This is a genomic window from uncultured Aquimarina sp. (assembly GCF_947495315.1).
Lineage (GTDB): Bacteria > Bacteroidota > Bacteroidia > Flavobacteriales > Flavobacteriaceae > Aquimarina.
The window spans coordinates 49,071-70,085 of the sequence record NZ_CANLYD010000005.1 but is presented as its reverse complement, the minus strand read 5'-3'; the positions used below and the strand labels follow the sequence as shown (position 1 = coordinate 70,085).

Genomic DNA, 21,015 nt, shown 5'->3' with positions numbered 1-21,015 from the left:
TAGGGAGAATATTTTTGTGTTATCGTATTTGATGATTGTTTTTTTTTGTAACCGTTATTTAAAACGAAGGCAATCCGATAGCGTAGATTTGCAATCTGCGTGGTTTTACTAATTATTTGATGACATCATTCTGAAATCTTACTCATACTCTGCACGGAAAGCATTTCCGCGCTATCATATCCGAGCGATCGGGTTTTTTTGTAATCGTTATTTAGGGCAAGGCAATCCGATAGCGCAGATTTGCAATCTGTGCGGTTTTATTAATTATTTGATAACATCATTCTGAAATCTTACTCATACTCGGCACGGAAAGCATTTCCGCGCTATCATATCCGAGCGATCGGGATTATTATCTCTAACTTTTATTCATTAGCCTTTTTTATATCCTTTACAATTTCGGTTACCTTCTTTATAAGTTCTTCATTTTTCATTATAAATCCTGAATTTATAAGTTTCTCTGCAACTTTAATTTTATCGATATTATTAACTGATTTTTTCGTGGAATTGATTGATTTTTCAACTTCTCTTCTAATTTCTTTTGCAGATATCCCGTTCAAACTGCCATTTTTATTTTTTTGAATTTTACTGAATATTTCATTGCTTAATTTTATTGATGGCTTGAATTTAGGTTTTGCATCTAAATCTATATACTTACACCTGTCTCCAAAAACGGAGTTGTCAATTTGAATGTTTTTTACCTTATGGACAATTTTTACAGCATTTTTGAACTCATCAAAGGGAATATAGTTTTCTATTTCCCTTAATTTTGTCAACCAGCAAAAAGCTTTATTTTTCTTGAATAATTCTACAATCTTTTTTTTCTTAGGATTATATCTTTCTCTTGATTTAGTTCTATCACTATCCATTATTAGAGCATAATTTTGGTTTAGCGATTCAATAAATTCTAAATTCAAATCTCCTTTATTCATTAGAAAATGCTTATATGAACTTCCTCCATAAAACATAATACTGTAGTCTTCTCCTTCTATTAATGAGTCGTCAATTGATTGAATAAAATAATTTAAATATATCTTATCACTTTGTCCTTCAACCCACAAAAGATAGTTTGTTTGATATAAATCATTAGGTCTGTAACCAAGGTCTTTTAAAATAGCAATTTTTTCAGTTTTAACATCTGAGTAATGTAAATTAGTTTTCACCCCTCGTTTGGACACAATAAAAATTGAATTATTCAATGAATTGATAAAAATTGAAGAATGAGTAGAAATAAAATAAGTATGGTTTTCAAAAGAACACATTGCTCTATACAGAAGTCTTTGCCATTTAGGATGCAAATGCGTTTCAGGTTCTTCAATGAATATTATATTTCTTTTTAATCTATTTATAAATATTGGGAATAAAATTATAATCAAAGTCTGTAAACCATCTCCCAATTTGTAAACTGGAAATTGTTTTTCATTTCCTATTTTGATATGCAAGACGTCATCATCGTATTTAGGAATTAAGTTTATTTTTTTCTTAAATACATTGTCTTCAAGGAACTTTTCAAATTCTTTTATCTCATTTCTTTCACTTTCGTCTCCTAACAGAAGTTTTTTTACCTGTTCATAAATTGATAGACCTGTAAATATTTCCCCATTTGTAATGTTCTGTTTAAAATAATCATGTTTAGTTCTGTTCAAATAAATATCATTGTTGGAAAAAGAGCTTTCATTCTGAGCTATAGGTCTTAATCCTCTTAATATTGGTATATATATTTTGGGTATTTTACTATTCCCAATCCCAAACTTATCGATAATTGTACCAATTGCATGAGTAAATGACTTAGAATTAGATATCACATTAATTAAAAAATGATGAGTACCAGAATGATTGGATAATTCAAATTCTTCTTTATTTAAAGTGCTACAGTACCAATACAGGTCTAGAATATCATTTAATACATTTTTTTCATTATTTTTAACTCTATCAATTATTGATTCAAGTGAAGATCTATATCGATATGTTATTCCGTATCTTGTTATACTTTTTATTGAATTTAATAACTGTCTTCCTACAGATTCAATTTTATTAATGGATTGATCATCTATATCAAAAATAAATTTCACATTATTAGAACTAGAGAAAAGAGTTCTTAAGAATCTACTTTTTCCAGAATTATTTGCTCCCACAAACGTATTCAAATGACTGAAGTTTGAAATTATTCCAAAGTATCTAGTCCCTTCAAATGATTCTTCTACGGATTTATCTAATTTTATACCTTTTAGTTCTGTCATTTTCTAGGTTAGAGATAATATTGTTGTATATAGTTTGTTGAGCAGTTAAGCAATTAATCTAGTAAATAAAAACTGAAGATAAAATCTACGAAGATTTTCGTAAATAAGCTAAAACTAGCAATTAATTTTACGTTGTTAGACTTAATTATATTTATTATGGATGTATTCTCTTTTTTTAGCATATACTTTTAAATTAGGGTCAGAAAATCTTACATGTCTTTTATCTCGTGAAATGACTAATATTGGTTCTATTTTCCCTTTTTCAGTTAATTTATCTAAATATTTCGAAGGTGTTTCTACTCCATATTCTCTTGCCATTTCATATACTTCTTCAATAAGAACATTATTTTCGTCAGATGAAGCAAATAGTTTTAGTATTAATTCTCTTTCCGCAGATGTTCTGCAAGTATCAATATATCTAAATTCTTGAGTTAATTGGAATTTACCCTTTATTAAATTGGTTTTAACTTCAAGGTATAAACCATCATCAATTCTTTTCAGCTTTCTTTTAAATGCAAGTAACAATGATTCTTTTCCTAAAAGGTGAACAAAATAAGGAAAACCTTCTGCTTCCTTTACTATATCTTCTATAACAGAATCATCGAAAGTTATTTCTTTTTTTAAAGAATTGACAGCATTGTTGATTATTAATCTTAACTCCTTTTCGCCCATAGGTTTAACTAGCACACTGCTAATTTGTCTTCCTACTGATGCATGGTCTTCAACCAAATCTTCTACACTTTCTCCAATTCCAATAACACCAAATTTCACAAATTTAGAAGAGCAAGTTTTTACTAACGAAGCAAACCCTTTTTTATCTTTTAGAATATCAAATTCGTCAATCAATATAAGAAGCCCCGATTTTTTTTGATTATCTTTTTGAGTAGTCGCTAATGCTTGTCTAAACTCTTGTATCAAATCATCTGTAACTCTTTTCTCATAAGTTGTTTCATCTTCACCTTCAACTCCAGCTTTGAAAACATAAGCACTACCTCCAAGAGAAGCTTTTTCTCTCTCTTTATACGAAATAGCCCGTTTATTTCCATTTTTATTTCGAGAAAAAATAGAATCATTTTGGTCATCTCCTAATAAGATTCTTGTAATTAATGACTTAATATCAACTATGAAGTCATCGCAAGAAACCAAATGAACCATAAAATCAAAACCTTTTTTAGGTAATAAGTAGTCTAAACCTATTTCTTTTGGTAAAGTCTTATTTCCTTCAGCAATTAGTTTAATTTGTCGAGCGATTGAAGACTTTCCAATTCCTCTAATTCCAAAGATGGATAAAAATGAGCTCTCCGTCGATAAACCCAAAATTAGTGATTCTATCTCTTCATAACGACCAATAAATTTATTAGGGTCGTTTATTTCGTGTGTTGGTGAAAATGCGTCATTTATATCTGTAATGTCTAATTTCATAGTTTCTGTTAGTTAAGCACAACGGTTGTATATAGTTACTCTGGTAATCATATCCCCGCATTTGAGAGATATATAGTCACCTATTTATTAAATTCTCCCTACCAAACTACCATAATCACCAACCAATCCCTTACGGGAATCCACAATGGTGATACTTTAGTACATACAATGATGAAATAGGACTACAGGAATCTGTACGCTTAGGCGATTGGGTATTTACGTTAATAGAAAGTTTACGGCTTTCTGGTATGAATGCGCTATTCAATTCTTGGGGAAATAATAACACATTTGGGTTTTTAAATATATAAAAATAAATTAACTGTTGTTGTTTTGATTATTTATAGTTATCGTTTTTATTCTGGATTCCAGCCTACGCTGGAATGACAGGTTCCTTGTTTTTTTTTTAGAGACTCTGGCTTCCGCTATACAGCAGAATGACAGGTCATTGTTTTGTTTATTTATAGTTCTCGTCTTTATTCTGGATTCCAGCCTACGCTGGAATGACAGGTTCCTTGTTTTTTTTTAGAGGCTCTGGATTCTGCTTTACGCTTCGACAGGCCTGCGTACCAGATTTTTTTGAGTTGCCCCCTGAGCGTACACTGAGCGGAGTCGAAGTGTAGCGGTTACTCTATTGACTCAGAATATTCTAAAAATAATCGGCATCCTGCGATGCACCAGGCATAGGTTTCTGCTAACTTCTGCTCTCCTGCTGTTGCTGCGTGTTCTCCTTCTGCCGTACAGATAATCACTATATGATCTATAGCACCTACCATTAGTTTATACAATCGGTCATCAGATCGTGTGATAAATGGTGATTGATTGGCTATTTCTAAATCATTTTTTATAGTTGCGATTTCACTACCAACACCGATCTTTATTACTTGCATCATAGACACAAACCGGATCAATCCCGATAAAAAATCAGTAGGCTTACATAAATATCCAGATCGAGCAGGATTAGGAATCGCATCCGTACTGCTCTCACTTACAATTTGTTGTATCATCGCAGAAAATGTAGTCGACATATCGGGGAAAATTCTCTTATTACAAATGTATTTTATTTTTGCAAAGTACTGCTTCCTCCACACGAAAAAAACAGGTGATATCACCTGTTTTTTTGGTTATGATGATAGATAAATTGAATTTACATTTAATAGAAACTGATAATAAAAATTTAAAACATGATAGAATATACCTTACTCATTTCTTATTAAAATACTCCTATAATTCTATACCCTTTATTTTCAAAATAATCTTTGAATTTATCCTTTTGAGATTTATAATTGACCCAAGTCCAATGTGTGGTAATATTACCCCAAGAAGTTCCATTATGTGCTTTTTTAGTCATAACCACGAACCATGCTTTCTTATAATGATCATATGTTATGCTGGATAAAATATATCCTTGTGATCTTTTATTGTTTATCAAATCTCTCGGAAAATCTACTCTATACTCTGCAATTTGTTTATGGTTTCCTCTTTCTTTTGGCATTAAAACCGAAAATATCGTTTTATAATTATACGTTAGACTTCTAGCGCTTTTACATAACCATCCTCGATCCCATCCTTTTTTGACTCTTTTTAGAATGTTTTTATTGTAACCAGGAGTTCCGGAAAAATAACTGTTGCTTACGGGATTTACGGAAATCTTGTTAAATAAATAAAAGGATTTAATTCTATTATTATGAACATATGGACATATACTTTCTATCGTATATCCATCATTCAACTTATCTTTAATTTGCTGATTATTAGGATTAAGCATATAATACTGTCCTTGGTTGGTTGGTTTCTTTTCTGAGACAACAAACCATTCACCTTTCTTAAAACCAACATGAGTTATTCTATACCCTAAATCCCATTGGGTCTTTATCCAATCTTTAGGAAAACTACTGCGAATAGTATAAGATTGGTTTTTTTGAGATTGTTGTAAAATTATATAATGACTTTGCTGTGTATAACAGACATTATACATAAAACCGATCAACACTATAAAAAGATAATTATATTTCATTAGTAAGATATTATTAATCGTGAAGTACTACGCTAAGGAGAAAATACGAGTACAAAGCTGCTCTATCTAAATCCTCCCAAATAATGATAAGGCCAAAAAGTTACAATTCTTGTTCTGTTGATTTCTGTTAGTTCACCACTCCAAACTTTTTCATATAAAGCTTTTAAATCTTTTCTGTCATTTGCCGTCATTTTGGACTCTGGCCCATAATTCATTATGGTAAAAGGTTTGTGTGCTCCAAACTTAATCGAAGGGTAAGCAGCTTCGCTAATTTCTGCGAAGAAATGTCTCAATCCAAAAATATGTCCCAACTCATGAGCCATGGTCTCTATCTGTTCTTGTTCACTTTGCAAAAACATTTGTGGATAAATCACTAATTGATGTCTTCCTCCATCCGGAAAAAAAGCACTTGCCAAAGTGCAGCCTCTATGATCACAATTATCTTTCTTTACTATAATTTCAAAATCCCAAGCATCATTTCGTTCACTAAACCTAATAGGAGCTGCATCTCCCCATTCTCTTATTCCTTTGGATAATAAAGTCCTTATCCCATCCATCGCTTGATCTGGATACTGAAAAAAATTATAAAGACTTGGGTTAAAACGCCATCTAAGATTTACATCTTTTTTCCAAAGAGGAATAAACCCTTCGGATGCATCAACAACAATTTCTGCGGGATCTCTATCTTTTGGTGTTGCATATCCTCTGGAATCCGTTTCACATTTTATAGAACTCTTACCATAAAGGTGGATATTTGACTCTGCAGGTGCAAATGGATTGTTGTCTTTTCTTTCTGAAAAAATATTTTTCGATACCTTATTTTTTTTATTTGTTCCCATTTTATCAGGTTTAGATTAATAATTATTTTTTAATGTATAAACACGAGGTTCTGAGCTTCTTATATTCATTAGTTAATACTGCTGTTTTTCTTCACATATCTGATCGTCTAATCATATCTCTCATCTTTTTAATTGGACTTCTTTAATAAATCATTTTTTACTGCCAGTGGCATTTTCCAGTCGTATTTGGTGGCTATTATATTATGGACCTCGTCCCAATCTTCAGATTCGGTATGCTCCAATTTTTTTCTATTATCGGTAAGGTATTTTGCGATTTCATATACCTGATGAAACTGGTTATAAGCATCTTCACTTGCCCGAAAAGCAAGAATGGCTTTATCGATATCCTTGTTTAAGAGAAAAGAAAAACCTTTTGATTCCCAGTTCAAAGCTGCTTTATAATCCTTTTTATTTTCTTTTGACGGAACCACTATTTCTGGATTAATAATCTTATCATTTTCTTCTATTTGCTGTTTCAATTCTGATAACTTACTTTTCTCAGTGGTCGTTAAATTATCTCCTTTAGTCTTTAAGCTGTAATACTTCTTTTTAAGTATCGAATCACTAACTAAAACCGGCGCAATTACCTTTTTGTACTCTTCATTAACTTCTGTGTAATATGCTTTCCAACCGGCCTTTAATTTCTCTGATGGAGTAACCAAAGCAAAAAACTGGGCTAACATCCTTTTCTGTCCTGGATCTTTGTTAAGAATGATAAGCTCTGTTACATACTTATCATATTGCTTGATTTCTTGTAATCCGGCAGCCCGATCCTTAAAACCATAATTGATAATAATTGTAATCAGCACTAAAAACACAGAACCGATAAACCATTTATACAATTCTATTCTGTACTTATATTTTTCAAAATCAAACTTGATTTTTGCAATATCAGGGTCTTCTATTTTGATAATTTCATCATCTTTTGACATGATTTTTTGTTTAGCGGTTCTTTAAAAAACTTTTAATTTTATTTTTTAATCGTAAGAAATACAAGCTCTTATATATGGGTATGGATAGGTACCTCCCCATAGAGACAAAACATATTCACCATTAGGAATAGAATGAGTCCCATTTTGGAAAAATCGTATTCCATTTCCCGGAACACTCCTTAATTGGATTTTGTTGACATTTCTTCCTAGGCTAACACTTACTCTTCCTCCTGTTATCAATACGTTTGGTTTTTCATATTCACCGTTTGCGCGTAAGATGGTGCAATCCCTATTAGTATATGCACTAAGCGCTTTTGTCACATCATCAGCTATATCGATATTTAATTCATCAAATCCTTTACCTTGTGCATCTTCGCCAATAGCTTCAAAACCTTTATGAACCTCTTTTTTTAATACTTTTTCCATTATTCTATATATTTTGAATTATTATAATACGGTAAAACTACTTTCGAAATCACCTCAACTCAATACCCATTACCCGGTATTTTAAGGAATTACCCCCTTATCTACATACCCTTTAGCCCTCGAAAAGGTAGTTCGAGGGATTGATTTAATAGCTATAAGGGTTTCCGTAAGGGTTCCAAGGTCTAAAATGAAGCCTCAGAGCCCCGAAATCAGGGCTCTGAGGCTTTTAGAGAAGGCAATTACCCCTAATTTTAGGGGTCAGAGGCCATAAAGTGATCCTTCGAAGCATTATTTTAATACTTCGAAGGATTGTTTTACTCTTTATAGGGGTTTCTGTAAGGGGTCAAAGGCCTACGATTTGGGTTGCCAGCCTTTTTTACGGGCAATTACTTTTGATTATAGGGGTCATAAACCACAAGATTTACTATTCTGTCACATTGAGCGGAGTCGAAATGTAATGAAAACCAAGGGTGGTTGTTTCTCGACTCCGCTCGAAATAACAGGAAAAAATTACTTTTTTAAATAACCTCTTAATGATTATACTAAGTTCTGGAATCGTGCGAAGTACTTTAGGAAGTGGATAACAATACATCTAGATAGGTACAAAATATAGCGAAAAGAGGTAAAGCCATATTGAAATAGCCTTACCCCTTTATATCAAGAATTATTCTTCGATTTCCGGTAAAGAAGACAGATTATCCTCGGTATCATAGTTAGGATAGGTCGTCATATATTCTACCAGTTGAAGGTCGGTTTCTCCTTCTGCTGTTCGGATATAATAGCGCCTGTGACCGTGTTCTATATCGAATTCTGCACGCTGTATGGGCATCTGTATTCCCAAGGCATCATTACACAAATGACTTACCCAGCTTTCCCAGGGAGTGCGTCGCGAACCTCTGATTCGTATATGAGTCACCTGAAAACTATTTCCTAAACCGGCAGTACCTACAGACTCCCCTGGCGGTGGTGCTGGCAACGTACTTTCTGGCAATGATCGCAGATTATTATCCGTGGTTTCATCTGGCAGCGTGGTCAGGTATCTTTTTACATAAATACTAGTACGAGCACCATCAGCTCCAGCTACATAATACCGTACTCTATTGTACTTAATATCTTCTAAGGCATCTGCCGCCGATACGGTTTTAAACATAGGCCCAAAATATAGCTCGGTAATCCTACCTCCTTCTCTACGAACCGCTGTTACGGTATGTGCATATTGCTTACAAATAAATTTATGGATCTCTGCTGCCAGAAAATTAGGCCGTTCTACGTGCATTGAATGTCCTGTATCTGCCGCATAAACGGCTTTGCCTGGATTATTGATCATTCTAGGTGCCAGAAACTGAACACCTTTATAGATATTAAATCCAGTGAAATCATCCACCACATCATTCTCACCACCAATTAACAAGGCGGGAATCGTTGAAGCTTCATAGCAGGGAACTCCTCTACTGGCTGCAATTTCCTCCTGATGACTGAATAACAGTTGCTCATAAGCAACACGCCAGTGCATTCTTCTTCTGTTAGCAGAATACGTCTCTAGTAAATATGCCAATGCCATCTGCGTTACAGTGGCAGCATCCCATCCTGCACGACATTCTGGTTTCAACTCACTAAGCCAGGTATCTGATTGTTTAATGACAATGATATTAGCAGTTCCCTCAAATACAGAAGAACCAAAAACTATAGAACCGGTAAGACCTGCAGCTAATGGTGCTGCCAAACCTCCCACAATGGGAATAAATGGAACAATTCCTCCTACCAATACAGATAATAAAGGTTGAGCCAGCACAGAGATCAATCTGGTTACAGCTTCGAATCCAGGTGTACCATCATTGATAAGACGTTCTCCAACCAATTGAAGTGCTATAAAATTCTGACGAGAATCATCATTTTCTTCTTTTGTACAACGAGTCCTAGGTCTCTCTATAGCTTCTTTTCCTATAGGTTCGAAATCTTCTCCAGGACTAGGTATAAAATAATCTTTTGGGCCAAATGATGCATACGAACTAGCAGGTGACCAGGAAACCACTCCGGTAAGCCATTCGGGATTTGTGACCAGTTTTTCTGATAACCTCAGCGCCAGGTTTCCACCCATACTTCCACCCATTACTGCCGCAATGCGATTCAGGATTCCTGGTCTTCCGTAAGCGACCATCATCCTATCTAATTCTTCTAAAAAAGAAACTGTAAAGGCTTCATAATATTCCAGAATCCCAAAGCGTCTCTCTGAAGGATGATCAGGAGAATAATTTGTGGTTGCTTCTAAAGGAGAAATGACGTCATGATCAAAGTACTGCGAGTACCCGTTAGATGGATAATCAAAGGCAATCATTACCAATGGTTTAGACAGGCAGGATGCTTCTGAATTGACAAGGTGTTCATAGAATGTGTATCCTTCTTCAATATTAGAACTATGTCCGTGCATAAACAGAACTACCATTGCATCATCCGGAATTTCTGGTGGAACATCTGTTGCCGGTAAATTATCAAGAATATTAATTAGTGGTGCTGTATCATCAGCGCCTGCTATTGCGTATCGTGTTCTGCAACTAATAGGTATACCATTATGAGTAACTCCTACCACAAGATCTCGGGTAGCCCAGTTTGCTGCGGGTACGTTTACAGGTCGTGATGGTTGATCATTCTCTGCATCGACAGCAATCCAACCCAATTCGGGACGCAACCCTTCTCTATACGCGACAGGGCCATGCAATGCCCAGATAACAGTTAATGCTCTATTGACCACAGTATCAATTGCACTACGAATGACCGTTTCTTCTGTGGGAAGTGTCACCACCATTCTGGTAGCTGCAGTTTCCATTTCTGCAAAAATTAGTTCCTTAGTAGCAGGAATACTATAGCTAAAAACACCACCAGATTCCACGGTTGCACTCCCCCGAAAACTGGACAGATTCGTGACACCACTAACTGCAAGATCTGCGATTGCCATGGGAATATCGGGATTATCCGCACCTCCAAAACCAGGTCTAACGGTAGCTTCTTCTTCTACGACTAATTGAAAAACGGCTGCAGAAGCCAAAGTCCCCACAGCATCTCCTGGTTGTACGAATGATCCATCCCGAAATGATTGATTTAGTCGACCATCTACAGAAAATAGTCTATTCTGCTGGTCTTCATTAGGAAAGTAATAGCCTCTTAGATTGGTAGACGGACAAGGTTCTTCTATAGCGTTAAGAACCGTTGCGCTTAAAATTGAAATATCCATTGTTACGATTTTTTACGAATGTTGGTTTATATTCCATTAGTATAAAAAATCGTAGGGTGGTAAACTTTTTTATGCATTCAATTACAGATAGTTATGTTTTTTCTGTAGACATATGTATTATAATTCACCCTCCTTTAGGAGCCTATTAATCTACAATTTATCAATTGGAGCCCTTCGACTCCGCTCAGGGCTCGGTCTTTTACATGCTTGGCCTGAGCTCTGAACCGAAGAACGTTTACAATGAGCCCTGAGCGGAGTCGAAGGGCTCAGAGTTTCTGCTGCCACTGGAGACTGAGGCTCTCGAAGTCTCTTTCTTTAAAAACAATATATCAAACCACTACAGGTTCTCTGGATTGACAGCTAGGTTCTTAAATAACTTTGCTTTCGTACCGAAATACTTATTCTGTAATTTGTTACTTTTTAACTCTGCATCAATCAATTTGCTTTCTCGGGAATTGATCAAAAACAAGGAACTCTCACCAAAACTAAACTTACGTTCTTCTGCTTTTAATAAGGTGGTATAATCACTTACAATATTAGCGATTAAATTATTTTGAGTTTTAAAGGATTCTAACTCGTTATAGATCGCATTTACTTTATTTTCTATCTGTACTTGTACACTTGCCAATTCATATTGGCTATCCTGAATTTTATATTTAGCTAGCTTTACCGCCCCACGCTCTTTCCGCAAAAACAATGGAAACTGAAAGGTGACGCCTCCTTTGTAGTCTGCAGTATTAAAGGAGTTAGCTACTTCTGGCGAAGCCGTTAGGAAATTGTACTCCAGATTAATTTTAGGTAGCAACTTATTCGCTTTGAGTCTACGATCTATTTCCAGTCCTTCTATTTTATAGTTCAGTGACCTTAGTTTAGGATGGTTTACCAAATCTACATCTGTAAACAGTGCCTGCTGTATCTGTAATGTCTGATCAATAACTTCATCCACCTGGTTATCTGGTATCACATTAGGTTGTAACTCTACCGGGATATTATTTCCAATCCATAGATAGTTAGAAAGATCTAAAGCAGATTTCATCAGTTTTACCTTTGCCTGTTCTAAGCTTAACTGACGATTCTGTACCGTGATCTTAGCCTCTACAGTATCAATGATTGCTTTATCTCCGGCTAAGGCACTCTTTTTTACACCTTCGAAACGTACTCTCGCATTGGTTAAAAAATTCTGATAGATTTCTTTTTCATTAAATGCTTCTAACCAATCAAAATAAGCTAAAGATGCGTCGTATAGAATCTCGTTGACCAAAAGGTCACGATCTGCTTTGGTTTGCTCTCTAAATAATCGGGCTTTTTTAAGTGATGCCATACGATCATTGATCAATAATCCCTGCGCAATAGGTACGGATACTCCAGCACTATACAATCCTTCGTCCGGCACTGTTCTTTCTTCATTGAGAAAAACCCCTTCATTCTGCTCGAAATTAGCTTTCAACTCGATTCCGTACCAGGTTGGTACTTTAAATGTAGCATTCAGCAAATCATAATATTCGTCTCCTTTAAACTTTTTTCGATCATAATCTACTTCAATTTTAGGATCAAAACCTCCTCTGGATTTTAATAGGTTTGCCTCTCCTACACTTATGTTTAACTCAGCTTGTTTCGCAACCGGATGATGCTTCTTTACAAAACCCAGATACTCTTTAAAATTAAGCGTAATGGTATCTTCTTCCTGTGCACATAGCACCGTGGTCAAAAAAAGAAAACTGTACAACAAGTATTTGTTCATAGATTATTTCTTTTTGGCTGTAGCAGTTGCTGCTTTATCTTCTGGTTGATAATAATTAGGTGGAAAACCGTTAAGCTGTCTCCATAGCTCGAACCAGATCGGTACATCTTCTAATAAGGCAATAGTATACGCTCCTGATCCGACACGTACACCATCTGGCCATTCATGATCATTAGGATCTGGTGATATCAATACTCTATATTTTCCGTTAGCACTAATAAACGTTTCTACTGCAACTACTTTACCTCCATAAGTTCCGTAGGACACATTAGGCCAACCACTAAATATGATTGCAGGCCAACCATCGAATTGTACTCTTACTTCTTCACCAATGTGCACCAAAGGCAGATCTATCGGCCTTACAAAAGTTTCTACTGCCATGTCATACTCTGATGGCATAATCCCTACTAATTCATCACCTTCTTTAAAGGTTTCTCCGATACCCGATTGGATGGCTTTATTGATGTATCCATTTTGTGGTGCTTTGATATAGTACAAATCATTACGTATCTCATAGTTTGTATATTCGTTCTCTAGCTTAGTTACTTGTGCTTCTGCATCAAATTGACCAGATTGTGCAGTAAATCGATCACTTTGAGACTTCGATATTTTCTCTGCATACTCCGCCTGAATACGATTCATCTCTATCTGTGCATTGATCACATTATTTTTACTAGCCAGTAATTTGTTTTCTTGTGAAATTAATTTGGCTTGTGTCTCCTGCAGTTTCAATCGTTTCTCTTCTACATCAGTTAGTGATTTCAAACCTTCTTGTTCTAACTGAAGTGTACGGTCGTACTGTCTTTCTGCAATGCGGATATTGGTATTAGCTGCTTGCAGATCAATACTATCACTTTTTACTTTTAATCTAGATTGTAATAACTTATTATTTGCTTGTTGTGATTTTAGTGCACGTTCTCGCACCAGTGCATCAGCTTGGTTACCCAATGCTTTCACCTTTTCTTCATACGAAGTAACCGACATAGATTTTGCTCTGATCTGTTGTCCTGTTCTCGATACTAAATTAGGGTCAAAATATTCGTTTTTAATCTCTGAAATTCGCAAGATAGTATCTCCTTGCTTCACATAATCTCCTTCTCGAACATACCATTGTTCTATTCTACCCGGTATTGGTGATTGGATTGTCTGCGGTCGTTGACCCGGAGTTAAGGTGGTTACAAAACCGTTACCTGTGATGTTCTGAGTCCAGGGAAAAAACAATATGATAAAAACGATGATGGTAAATGCCAATAAAAACCGATTAAAATATTTATAATGCTCCTTACCAAATACCTTCTGTGATGCTTTATATCCTAAAATATCCACAGTTTTGTTTAGTTTGTTATTTGAAATATTTAGCATACCTTTTATTTTTCGCTTACTATTTTTCCATTATCTACTGTAATAATTCTTCCGCAGCGTGATGACCATTTATTATTCTCACTGACTACTACCAATGCCCAAGGACTTTCTGGATCTGCCAGAAAATCCATAATTCTTGTAGCTTCTGCTCCATTAAATTGATCTAATGGATCCTTAAGAATTAGCAACTTTGGCTTTCTGACAATGCCGCGAGCCAATACAATCTTTTTAGCAATTGTATAGGGTATTTGTCTTCCTTCTGGATATAACATGGTTAATAATCCTTTTGGCTGTTCCTTAACAAATTGAAGTAATCCTACTTTCTCTAGTGCCCAATACACCTGCTCACTGGTAATACTTTTATCTCCGAAGGTGATGTTTTCTAAAATAGTTCCTTCAAAAGGAGATTCTTCTGTAAGCGACTGTCCTAAATACCCTCTGTAGTAATTAAGGTTTACTCCTTTTAGCGAAACATCGTTAATATAAATACTACCGTTATCAGGTTCTATCAAACCAGCGATCAATCGTAAAAGCGTTGTCTTACCAGAACCATTAGATCCTTGTATTAATATGGTACAAGTCTCTGAGATATTAAGAGAAATATTATCTATGATTTTTTTGTCTCTATCTGGAACTGCATAAGAGACTTGATCTAGTTCTATTATAAATCCTTGGTCTTCTTTGAAGGGTTTTTCTCCTTCCTGAGGTTCTAGTTCCTTATCGACAACCTGTCCTATTTTTTCTAAAGAAGTTAGTACATCATAAAAAGACTCCAATCCTACGATTAGTTTTTCTACAGAGCTGATCACTAATAAAATGATGATTTCTGCCGCTACAAACTGACCGATATTCATTTGCTGATTTAAAACCAGTACTCCACCTATTAATAAAAGTCCCGCTGTTACCAGCACCTTAAAACCAATCATCTGAATAAATTGTATCACCAATATCCTAAAATGACTCTCTCTGGAATCCAGGTAATCGGCTACCAGAGCATCATTCTTAGTTAGTGACAGATTCGTTCTACCGGATAGTTTAAAACTTACAATAGATCGTGCTACTTCCTGAATCCAATGAGCTACTTTATACTTGCTTTTGGATTCACTAAGACTTGTCTCCAGTCCTTTGGTTGCTGTATATTTAAATACGATATAGATTAATACTAATAACAACAAACCATAAATGATAAAGAATGGATGATAAAAAGATAATAGTAAGAGCCCGAAAATGATTTGGACTAAAGCAGTAGGGAAATCCACTAATATTTTTGATAATCCCTTTTGAATTGTCAACGTATCAAAAAAGCGATTAGCGAGTTCAGGTGGATAATAATTACGTAGTTCACTCATTTTGATTTTAGGAAACCGATACGTAAACTCAAAAGAAGCTCTGGTAAAGATCTTCTGCTGTACATTTTCAATAATTCTGATTTGCATAAACTGAAGTATCCCAACAAATAGTACACCTGCAGTAACCAAAATTACCAGAATTACCCAGGAAGTACTTACTTGAGCCCCTTGCAGTAAATTGATAATCGCTTGTATCCCTAAAGGAAGCGACAAACTTACCAATCCCGCAAAAATTGCATAATAAAATATTTGGAGGATATCTCTTTTATCAAGTTTTAAGAGCCCCATCAGACGCTGCCAGGCGGTCAATATGTTTTTAGTCATTCTTTTGGTTATTTAAAGAATTAAATACTAGGTTAATAAAGTATGTAGTGGGTGTGATTTTCTCATCACAATCGGTTAATGAAGAAAAATGATCCTTTAGGAAATGCTGATGCAGAGAACCTTCGGTCACGGTACTCGCCAAACTGGTAGGATACTTATAATCACTATCTACTTCCGTAATCATATCCTTGATCCGGTTTACCAGCCTTTTATATATAGAAAAATATCCTTCTTTGTTTTCATTATCAACTTCTTTAGTTAAATATGATTTAGAATATTCATTAATAACAATTTTGTTTAATAACACCTCATTAATATGAGAAAAAGAAGAGTCTTCTTTTGTTGCACGAGTAATAATTTCAATCGCTTTATTGAGTTTCTCTTTCGAATCAGAAATACTATTGGTTGTAAATACCAATTGATATTCTAACCATCCCCAATACCAAGAAGTAAGATATAAGAGTAGTTTATGCTTATTTTCAAAATATCTGTAAATCGAACTTTCATTAGACCCAATTTTTTCTCCCAGTTTTTTAAACGTGAAACTGTCAAAGCCTATTTCATCAATTAATAGAATACTAAACTCTATAATTTTTTTTCCTAAAGTCGAAGATTCCGGATCCTTAAGATATATATTATTGTTGATATTAACTTTTAAGTCTTGAAGTATGTATTTCATAAATAAAACTATTTACCCCAAAATTAATAGTATTACTATCAATATATGGTACGTTAACTATTATTTAACCAAATTTTATGTTTTATTGTTAATCAAATATTGGTAACTTTAGGATACACATCAATATATAAACACAATACACACGTACATGAAAAATCTAGTATTTATTGCATTCTTATCGATCGTAACGATGAATGCTCAAGATTCAAAAGTCTTATCGACAGACACTATAGTCGTTGGCGATGTTATTACCTTAGGAGCGCCTTCAGGACAGACCTATCAACATATCTTGTTTCCTCGTCCAAATTTCATCATCAAAAAAGGAGGAACTACTAATTTCAGACAATTACAAGGAGTTCAAGTAGTTGTCACTAATAAAGAAGTGATTGAAGGAAAGACGCATATTACCATTAAAAGAAAAGATGGAAAGAAGTTTCTTAACAGTATAGCTGTGGTAAAAGTAAATCTCGAAGCTGCCGCTGGAGTTAAAGAAATATTATAATGTTTGTATAAATGAATGAGGACATACTCAATCTATGTCGAGCTCCTCTTTCTTTTTTATTTCTGCAAGTTTATCTCGGATATCCTGATCATCCAGATATCTGAGTAAAGCTTGTTTGAAGTAATCCTTTTTGCCATAAGTCATCTCGGATTCTTCGACAAGATGACCTTCTCTAAGCATATTTCCCTCTCCGGTGACTAACCATGTAGGATTAATCTCTGTATACAATTGTATAACCTTTTCTATAAAGTCACCACCAATATTACTATTAGCCGATTGCAATCTATGTAAATATCCTGCACTCGCACCTATAGAGAGGCTAAAACTTCTAAGACTAATTCCTAAATGGGCTGCAAAAACAATAACTCTATCTAAAATTTTATCTTTTTTATCCAAAATATTGACTATTATTTGCGTATATCCAATATTTTATATAATATTGCATAACAAAACGATAACATTACATTCACAAAGATACTTATACCAATAACATTAGCCAACTTATTTATGATCACACCTGAAGAACGTACTGCGATCTTAAAGGTCATAGGAAGTAAGCACGTAAAAAAAATACAAGCTTACTTAAACCAGAACAAGATTTTAAGCCCAAACAAAAAATCATATTCCAAAACGAGTATATCCTATATTCTATCAGGAGAAAGAGAAAATGAGATTGTGGAAAATGCAATTTTTGCCTATGCCCATCAAAAAATGATTGAAAAAGAAAAACAGCAAGAATTGCGGGATCTTATTGTCTCTAAGCAAAAATTATAGCCCAAAACCAAAGTACTTGTCCGAATACCTTGTAATTTTGCATCTATACATTAACGTAAACCAAGGTATTTTTGGACAAGGATCATTTAAAAGACATAACTAACCGCGAGGATATTGAGTATTTGATGTGGGCGTTTTATAAAAGAGCGTTGAAAGATCCTTCCATTGGTTTATTCTTTACAGAAATAGCCCAAATTAATCTGGAAGATCATATTCCACATATTACTGATTTCTGGGAACAACAGCTATTTTATACAGGCAACTACAAAAAGAATGTATTGCAGATTCATCAGAACCTGCATCAAAAAAAGGCAATGGAAAAAATCCATTTTGATACCTGGCTAACATTATTTACCACAACAGTAGACAATAACTTTAGCGGAACTAAGGCAGAATTAATGAAAACACGAGCATTATCCATCGCTACCGTAATACAATTAAAAACCGGACAAAATTGATCCGCCTTTATTACCTCCTATAGTAATTATAAAAGCTTAGCCATCGTAAAGTTTATTATGCAAGCATAATAAAGTGGTTTTTAATAGCTACCTTCCCTTCTGCAAAAAAGAAAAAGGAAGATGAATATCAAAATAACCGGCACAGGAAGCTATATTCCTACAGAAATTATACAAAACGAAGATTTTGAAAACCATCAATTCCTTAATACTGATGGTAGTCAAATCAGACATCCTTCTCCTGTTGTTATAGACAAATTCCAAAAAATTACAGGTATTGAAGAGCGTAGATATGCTTCTTCAGCATTAAATACCTCAGACATTGCTTTTCTCTCTGCCCAAAAAGCCATTACTGATTCGGGTATTGACGCAGAAACCTTAGATTATATTATTGTTGCTCACAACTTCGGAGACGTTACTAAAAATTCATCACAAGCTGATACTGTACCTAGTCTTGCTGCCAGAGTAAAGCATCTTTTAAAAATTAAGAATCCATATTGTGTGGCTTATGATGTACTGTTTGGATGTCCCGGCTGGATAGAGGGAATTATACAGGCAGTCTCTTTTATAAAAAGTGGTATGGCAAAAAAGTGTCTGATAATCGGTGCAGAAACCTTATCCCGTGTCATCGATAAGCACGATCGAGATTCTATGATTTATTCTGATGGATCAGGAGCCTCTATTATCGAAATCACAGAAAATACTGGAGGAATTATATCCTCTGCAAGTGCCTCTCACACCTATGAAGAAGCCAATTTTTTATACTTCGGAAATACTTATGATACGACATCGAAAGATACTACCAAATATATTAAAATGTATGGCCGTAAAATATATGAATTCGCTTTAACCAATGTTCCTAAGGCAATGAAAAGGTGTCTGGATCAAGCTAATGTTGATATTTCTCAGGTTAAAAAAATTCTCATCCATCAAGCCAATGAAAAAATGGACGAAGCCATCGTAAAACGATTCTATGAATTGTATGAACAGGATGCTCCTGATGGTATTATGCCTATGAGTATACAAAAACTAGGAAACAGTAGCGTGGCCACCATTCCTACACTTTTTGATTTAATTCTAAAAGGAAAAATAGCAAATCAATCTATTCATCCAGGAGATATATTATTATTTGCCAGTGTTGGTGCCGGTATGAATATTAATGCTTTTTTGTATCAATTCTAAATCAATTTATAAAAATCTACATATCTGAATATGGTAATCTTTGTAATTGTCTATTTTTACAACTTATAACAGCTAGTAACCCATTTACAGATGTACGAAGGAACGTTTCCTCACAAACGATATAAAGAAACACTAGAATTCTTAAGAGCGCATGTTGCGGCTCCTGCAACGATACTAGACCTTGGTGTCCATAATCCTTTTGTGGAGTTTATGGAAAAAGAAGGATACACCGTAAGCAATACATCTGGAGAAGATCTTGATTTAGAAACTGAAGCTGTAAAAACAAGCGAAGTAGAAGTTGTAACGGCTTTCGAAATTTTTGAACATCTTATTGCCCCTTTTAATGTATTGCGTGATATTAAAGCAAACAAGATAGTAGCTTCTATCCCATTAAAATTATGGTTTTCTCCAGCATATAGAAGTAAAACAGATCCTTGGGATCGTCACTATCATGAGTTCGAAGATTGGCAATTTGATTGGTTATTAGAAAAAGCCGGTTGGGAAATAAAAGCCAGAAAGAAATGGACACATCCTATCAAAAAAATTGGTTTCAGGCCTTTGCTTAGGTATTTTACTCCAAGATATTATATTGTATACGCAGAAAGAAAATAGTTTAGATTAAAATACTACTATCTTGAACATTTATATTGTCATACCAGCACATAACGAAGAATTATTGATTGCTAAAACTTTAGACTCATTAGTTGCTCAGACAATACTTCCTAAAAAAATAGTAATAGTTAATGACAACTCTACCGATGGTACAGAAGCTATAGTCAACGAATTCATTGATAGACACGATTATATTTCTTTGGTAAATACAAGTTCTTCTGAAGATCATATGCCGGGTAGCAAAGTTATCAACGCATTCTATCAAGGATATAAAACACTGGATGATGCGTATGATGTGATCTGCAAGTTTGATGCAGATCTTATTTTTTCGAAAAACTATCTGGAAACATTAATAAAACATTTCGAAAAAAATCAAAAAACTGGAATGGTCGGTGGTTTCTGCTATATTCAAAAAGATGATGATTGGATTTTGGAAAACCTAACAAATAAAGATCATATTCGAGGGGCATTAAAAGCGTATAGAAAATCTTGTTTTCAGAATATTGGAGGACTTAAACCTGCAATGGGCTGGGACACAGTAGATGAACTATTAGCACAATACCATAATTGGGAAATCAAAACCGATGAATCATTAAAAGTAAAACACCTGAAACCAACAGGAAATACCTATAACTCAAAAGCAAAATATAAACAAGGAGAGGCCTTTTATAAAATGCGATATGGTTTTGTCATTACTTTGATTGCATCCATAAAATTAGCTTTACTAAAAAAACAACCTCGATTGATTAATGATTACATAGCTGGTTTTTTTAAAGCCAAAAGAGCACAACACCCCTTCTTAGTTACCAAACCTGAAGGTGAATTCATTAGAAAGCTTCGCTGGAAAAAGATTAAAAAGAAGTTATTCTAAACCTCTTCCTGAAGTGTTTGGTAATTATAAAAAATAGACCTAAATTGCCCCACACACAACTTACA

At 34.5% G+C, this 21,015-nt stretch carries 19 protein-coding genes; 6 read left to right on the top strand and 13 right to left on the bottom strand.

The features are described 5' to 3' along the window. Positions 1-362: 362 nt before the first annotated feature. The 12 genes from Q0910_RS10405 to Q0910_RS10350 all read right to left on the bottom strand — a co-directional run bounded on the left by Q0910_RS10405 (position 363) and on the right by Q0910_RS10350 (position 16,554). On the bottom strand, positions 363-2,237 hold the full coding sequence (locus tag Q0910_RS10405; protein WP_299215707.1) for an ATP-binding protein: 1,875 nt from the start codon (positions 2,235-2,237) through the stop codon (positions 363-365). 141 nt (positions 2,238-2,378) lie between these two features. Continuing rightward, positions 2,379-3,659 (bottom strand): hypothetical protein, encoded by a 1,281-nt coding sequence (locus Q0910_RS10400; RefSeq protein WP_299215705.1) that lies wholly within the window; start codon positions 3,657-3,659, stop codon positions 2,379-2,381. Between the two features lie 623 nt (positions 3,660-4,282). Further along, positions 4,283-4,684, bottom strand: a complete 402-nt coding sequence (locus tag Q0910_RS10395; protein ID WP_299215704.1) for a hypothetical protein — start codon at positions 4,682-4,684, stop codon at positions 4,283-4,285. A 185-nt stretch (positions 4,685-4,869) separates the two neighbouring features. Beyond that, on the bottom strand, positions 4,870-5,673 hold the full coding sequence (locus Q0910_RS10390; RefSeq protein ID WP_299215702.1) for a hypothetical protein: 804 nt from the start codon (positions 5,671-5,673) through the stop codon (positions 4,870-4,872). 62 nt (positions 5,674-5,735) lie between these two features. Next, on the bottom strand, positions 5,736-6,512 hold the full coding sequence (locus tag Q0910_RS10385) for a matrixin family metalloprotease (protein WP_299215700.1): 777 nt from the start codon (positions 6,510-6,512) through the stop codon (positions 5,736-5,738). A 128-nt stretch (positions 6,513-6,640) separates the two neighbouring features. Further along, entirely contained in the window at positions 6,641-7,444 is an 804-nt protein-coding gene (locus tag Q0910_RS10380) for a hypothetical protein (protein WP_299215698.1), read from the bottom strand. A gap of 45 nt (positions 7,445-7,489) precedes the next feature. Beyond that, positions 7,490-7,870 carry a hypothetical protein gene (locus Q0910_RS10375; RefSeq protein WP_299215696.1) on the bottom strand — a complete coding sequence of 127 codons (381 nt, stop codon included), beginning with the start codon at positions 7,868-7,870 and terminating at the stop codon, positions 7,490-7,492. Between the two features lie 664 nt (positions 7,871-8,534). Further along, on the bottom strand, positions 8,535-11,099 hold the full coding sequence (locus Q0910_RS10370; RefSeq protein WP_299215694.1) for a DUF3892 domain-containing protein: 2,565 nt from the start codon (positions 11,097-11,099) through the stop codon (positions 8,535-8,537). Positions 11,100-11,436: 337 nt separating this feature from the next. Next, positions 11,437-12,840 carry a TolC family protein gene (locus Q0910_RS10365; RefSeq protein ID WP_299215692.1) on the bottom strand — a complete coding sequence of 468 codons (1,404 nt, stop codon included), beginning with the start codon at positions 12,838-12,840 and terminating at the stop codon, positions 11,437-11,439. Positions 12,841-12,843: 3 nt separating this feature from the next. Next, positions 12,844-14,202: a biotin/lipoyl-binding protein gene (locus Q0910_RS10360; protein ID WP_299215690.1), complete on the bottom strand. Its 1,359-nt coding sequence runs from the start codon at positions 14,200-14,202 to the stop codon at positions 12,844-12,846. Positions 14,203-14,207: 5 nt separating this feature from the next. Then, positions 14,208-15,875: an ATP-binding cassette domain-containing protein gene (locus Q0910_RS10355; protein ID WP_299215688.1), complete on the bottom strand. Its 1,668-nt coding sequence runs from the start codon at positions 15,873-15,875 to the stop codon at positions 14,208-14,210. Then, complete coding sequence (locus Q0910_RS10350; protein WP_299215686.1) at positions 15,868-16,554, bottom strand: TetR/AcrR family transcriptional regulator; 687 nt, start codon at positions 16,552-16,554, stop codon at positions 15,868-15,870. The genes Q0910_RS10355 and Q0910_RS10350 overlap by 8 nt, the downstream gene beginning before the upstream one ends. A 148-nt stretch (positions 16,555-16,702) precedes the next feature. Between Q0910_RS10350 and Q0910_RS10345 the strand changes: the two genes are divergently transcribed. Beyond that, complete coding sequence (locus Q0910_RS10345) at positions 16,703-17,056, top strand: hypothetical protein (RefSeq protein ID WP_299215684.1); 354 nt, start codon at positions 16,703-16,705, stop codon at positions 17,054-17,056. Positions 17,057-17,083: 27 nt separating this feature from the next. Here Q0910_RS10345 and Q0910_RS10340 read toward each other — a convergent pair whose 3' ends face one another. Next, positions 17,084-17,452: a hypothetical protein gene (locus tag Q0910_RS10340; protein ID WP_299215682.1), complete on the bottom strand. Its 369-nt coding sequence runs from the start codon at positions 17,450-17,452 to the stop codon at positions 17,084-17,086. 111 nt (positions 17,453-17,563) lie between these two features. Here Q0910_RS10340 and Q0910_RS10335 point away from each other — a divergent pair, with 111 nt between their 5' ends. The 5 genes from Q0910_RS10335 (at position 17,564) to Q0910_RS10315 (ending at position 20,950) form a co-directional block, all read left to right on the top strand. Continuing rightward, complete coding sequence (locus Q0910_RS10335) at positions 17,564-17,830, top strand: recombinase family protein (protein ID WP_299215681.1); 267 nt, start codon at positions 17,564-17,566, stop codon at positions 17,828-17,830. A 71-nt stretch (positions 17,831-17,901) separates the two neighbouring features. Next, positions 17,902-18,288: a group III truncated hemoglobin gene (locus Q0910_RS10330; protein WP_299215678.1), complete on the top strand. Its 387-nt coding sequence runs from the start codon at positions 17,902-17,904 to the stop codon at positions 18,286-18,288. Between the two features lie 120 nt (positions 18,289-18,408). Beyond that, positions 18,409-19,467 (top strand): 3-oxoacyl-ACP synthase III family protein, encoded by a 1,059-nt coding sequence (locus Q0910_RS10325; protein WP_299215676.1) that lies wholly within the window; start codon positions 18,409-18,411, stop codon positions 19,465-19,467. Between the two features lie 90 nt (positions 19,468-19,557). Next, positions 19,558-20,079 carry a methyltransferase gene (locus Q0910_RS10320; RefSeq protein WP_299215674.1) on the top strand — a complete coding sequence of 174 codons (522 nt, stop codon included), beginning with the start codon at positions 19,558-19,560 and terminating at the stop codon, positions 20,077-20,079. Positions 20,080-20,101: 22 nt separating this feature from the next. Further along, positions 20,102-20,950 carry a glycosyltransferase family 2 protein gene (locus Q0910_RS10315; RefSeq protein WP_299215672.1) on the top strand — a complete coding sequence of 283 codons (849 nt, stop codon included), beginning with the start codon at positions 20,102-20,104 and terminating at the stop codon, positions 20,948-20,950. Positions 20,951-21,015: the final 65 nt, after the last annotated feature.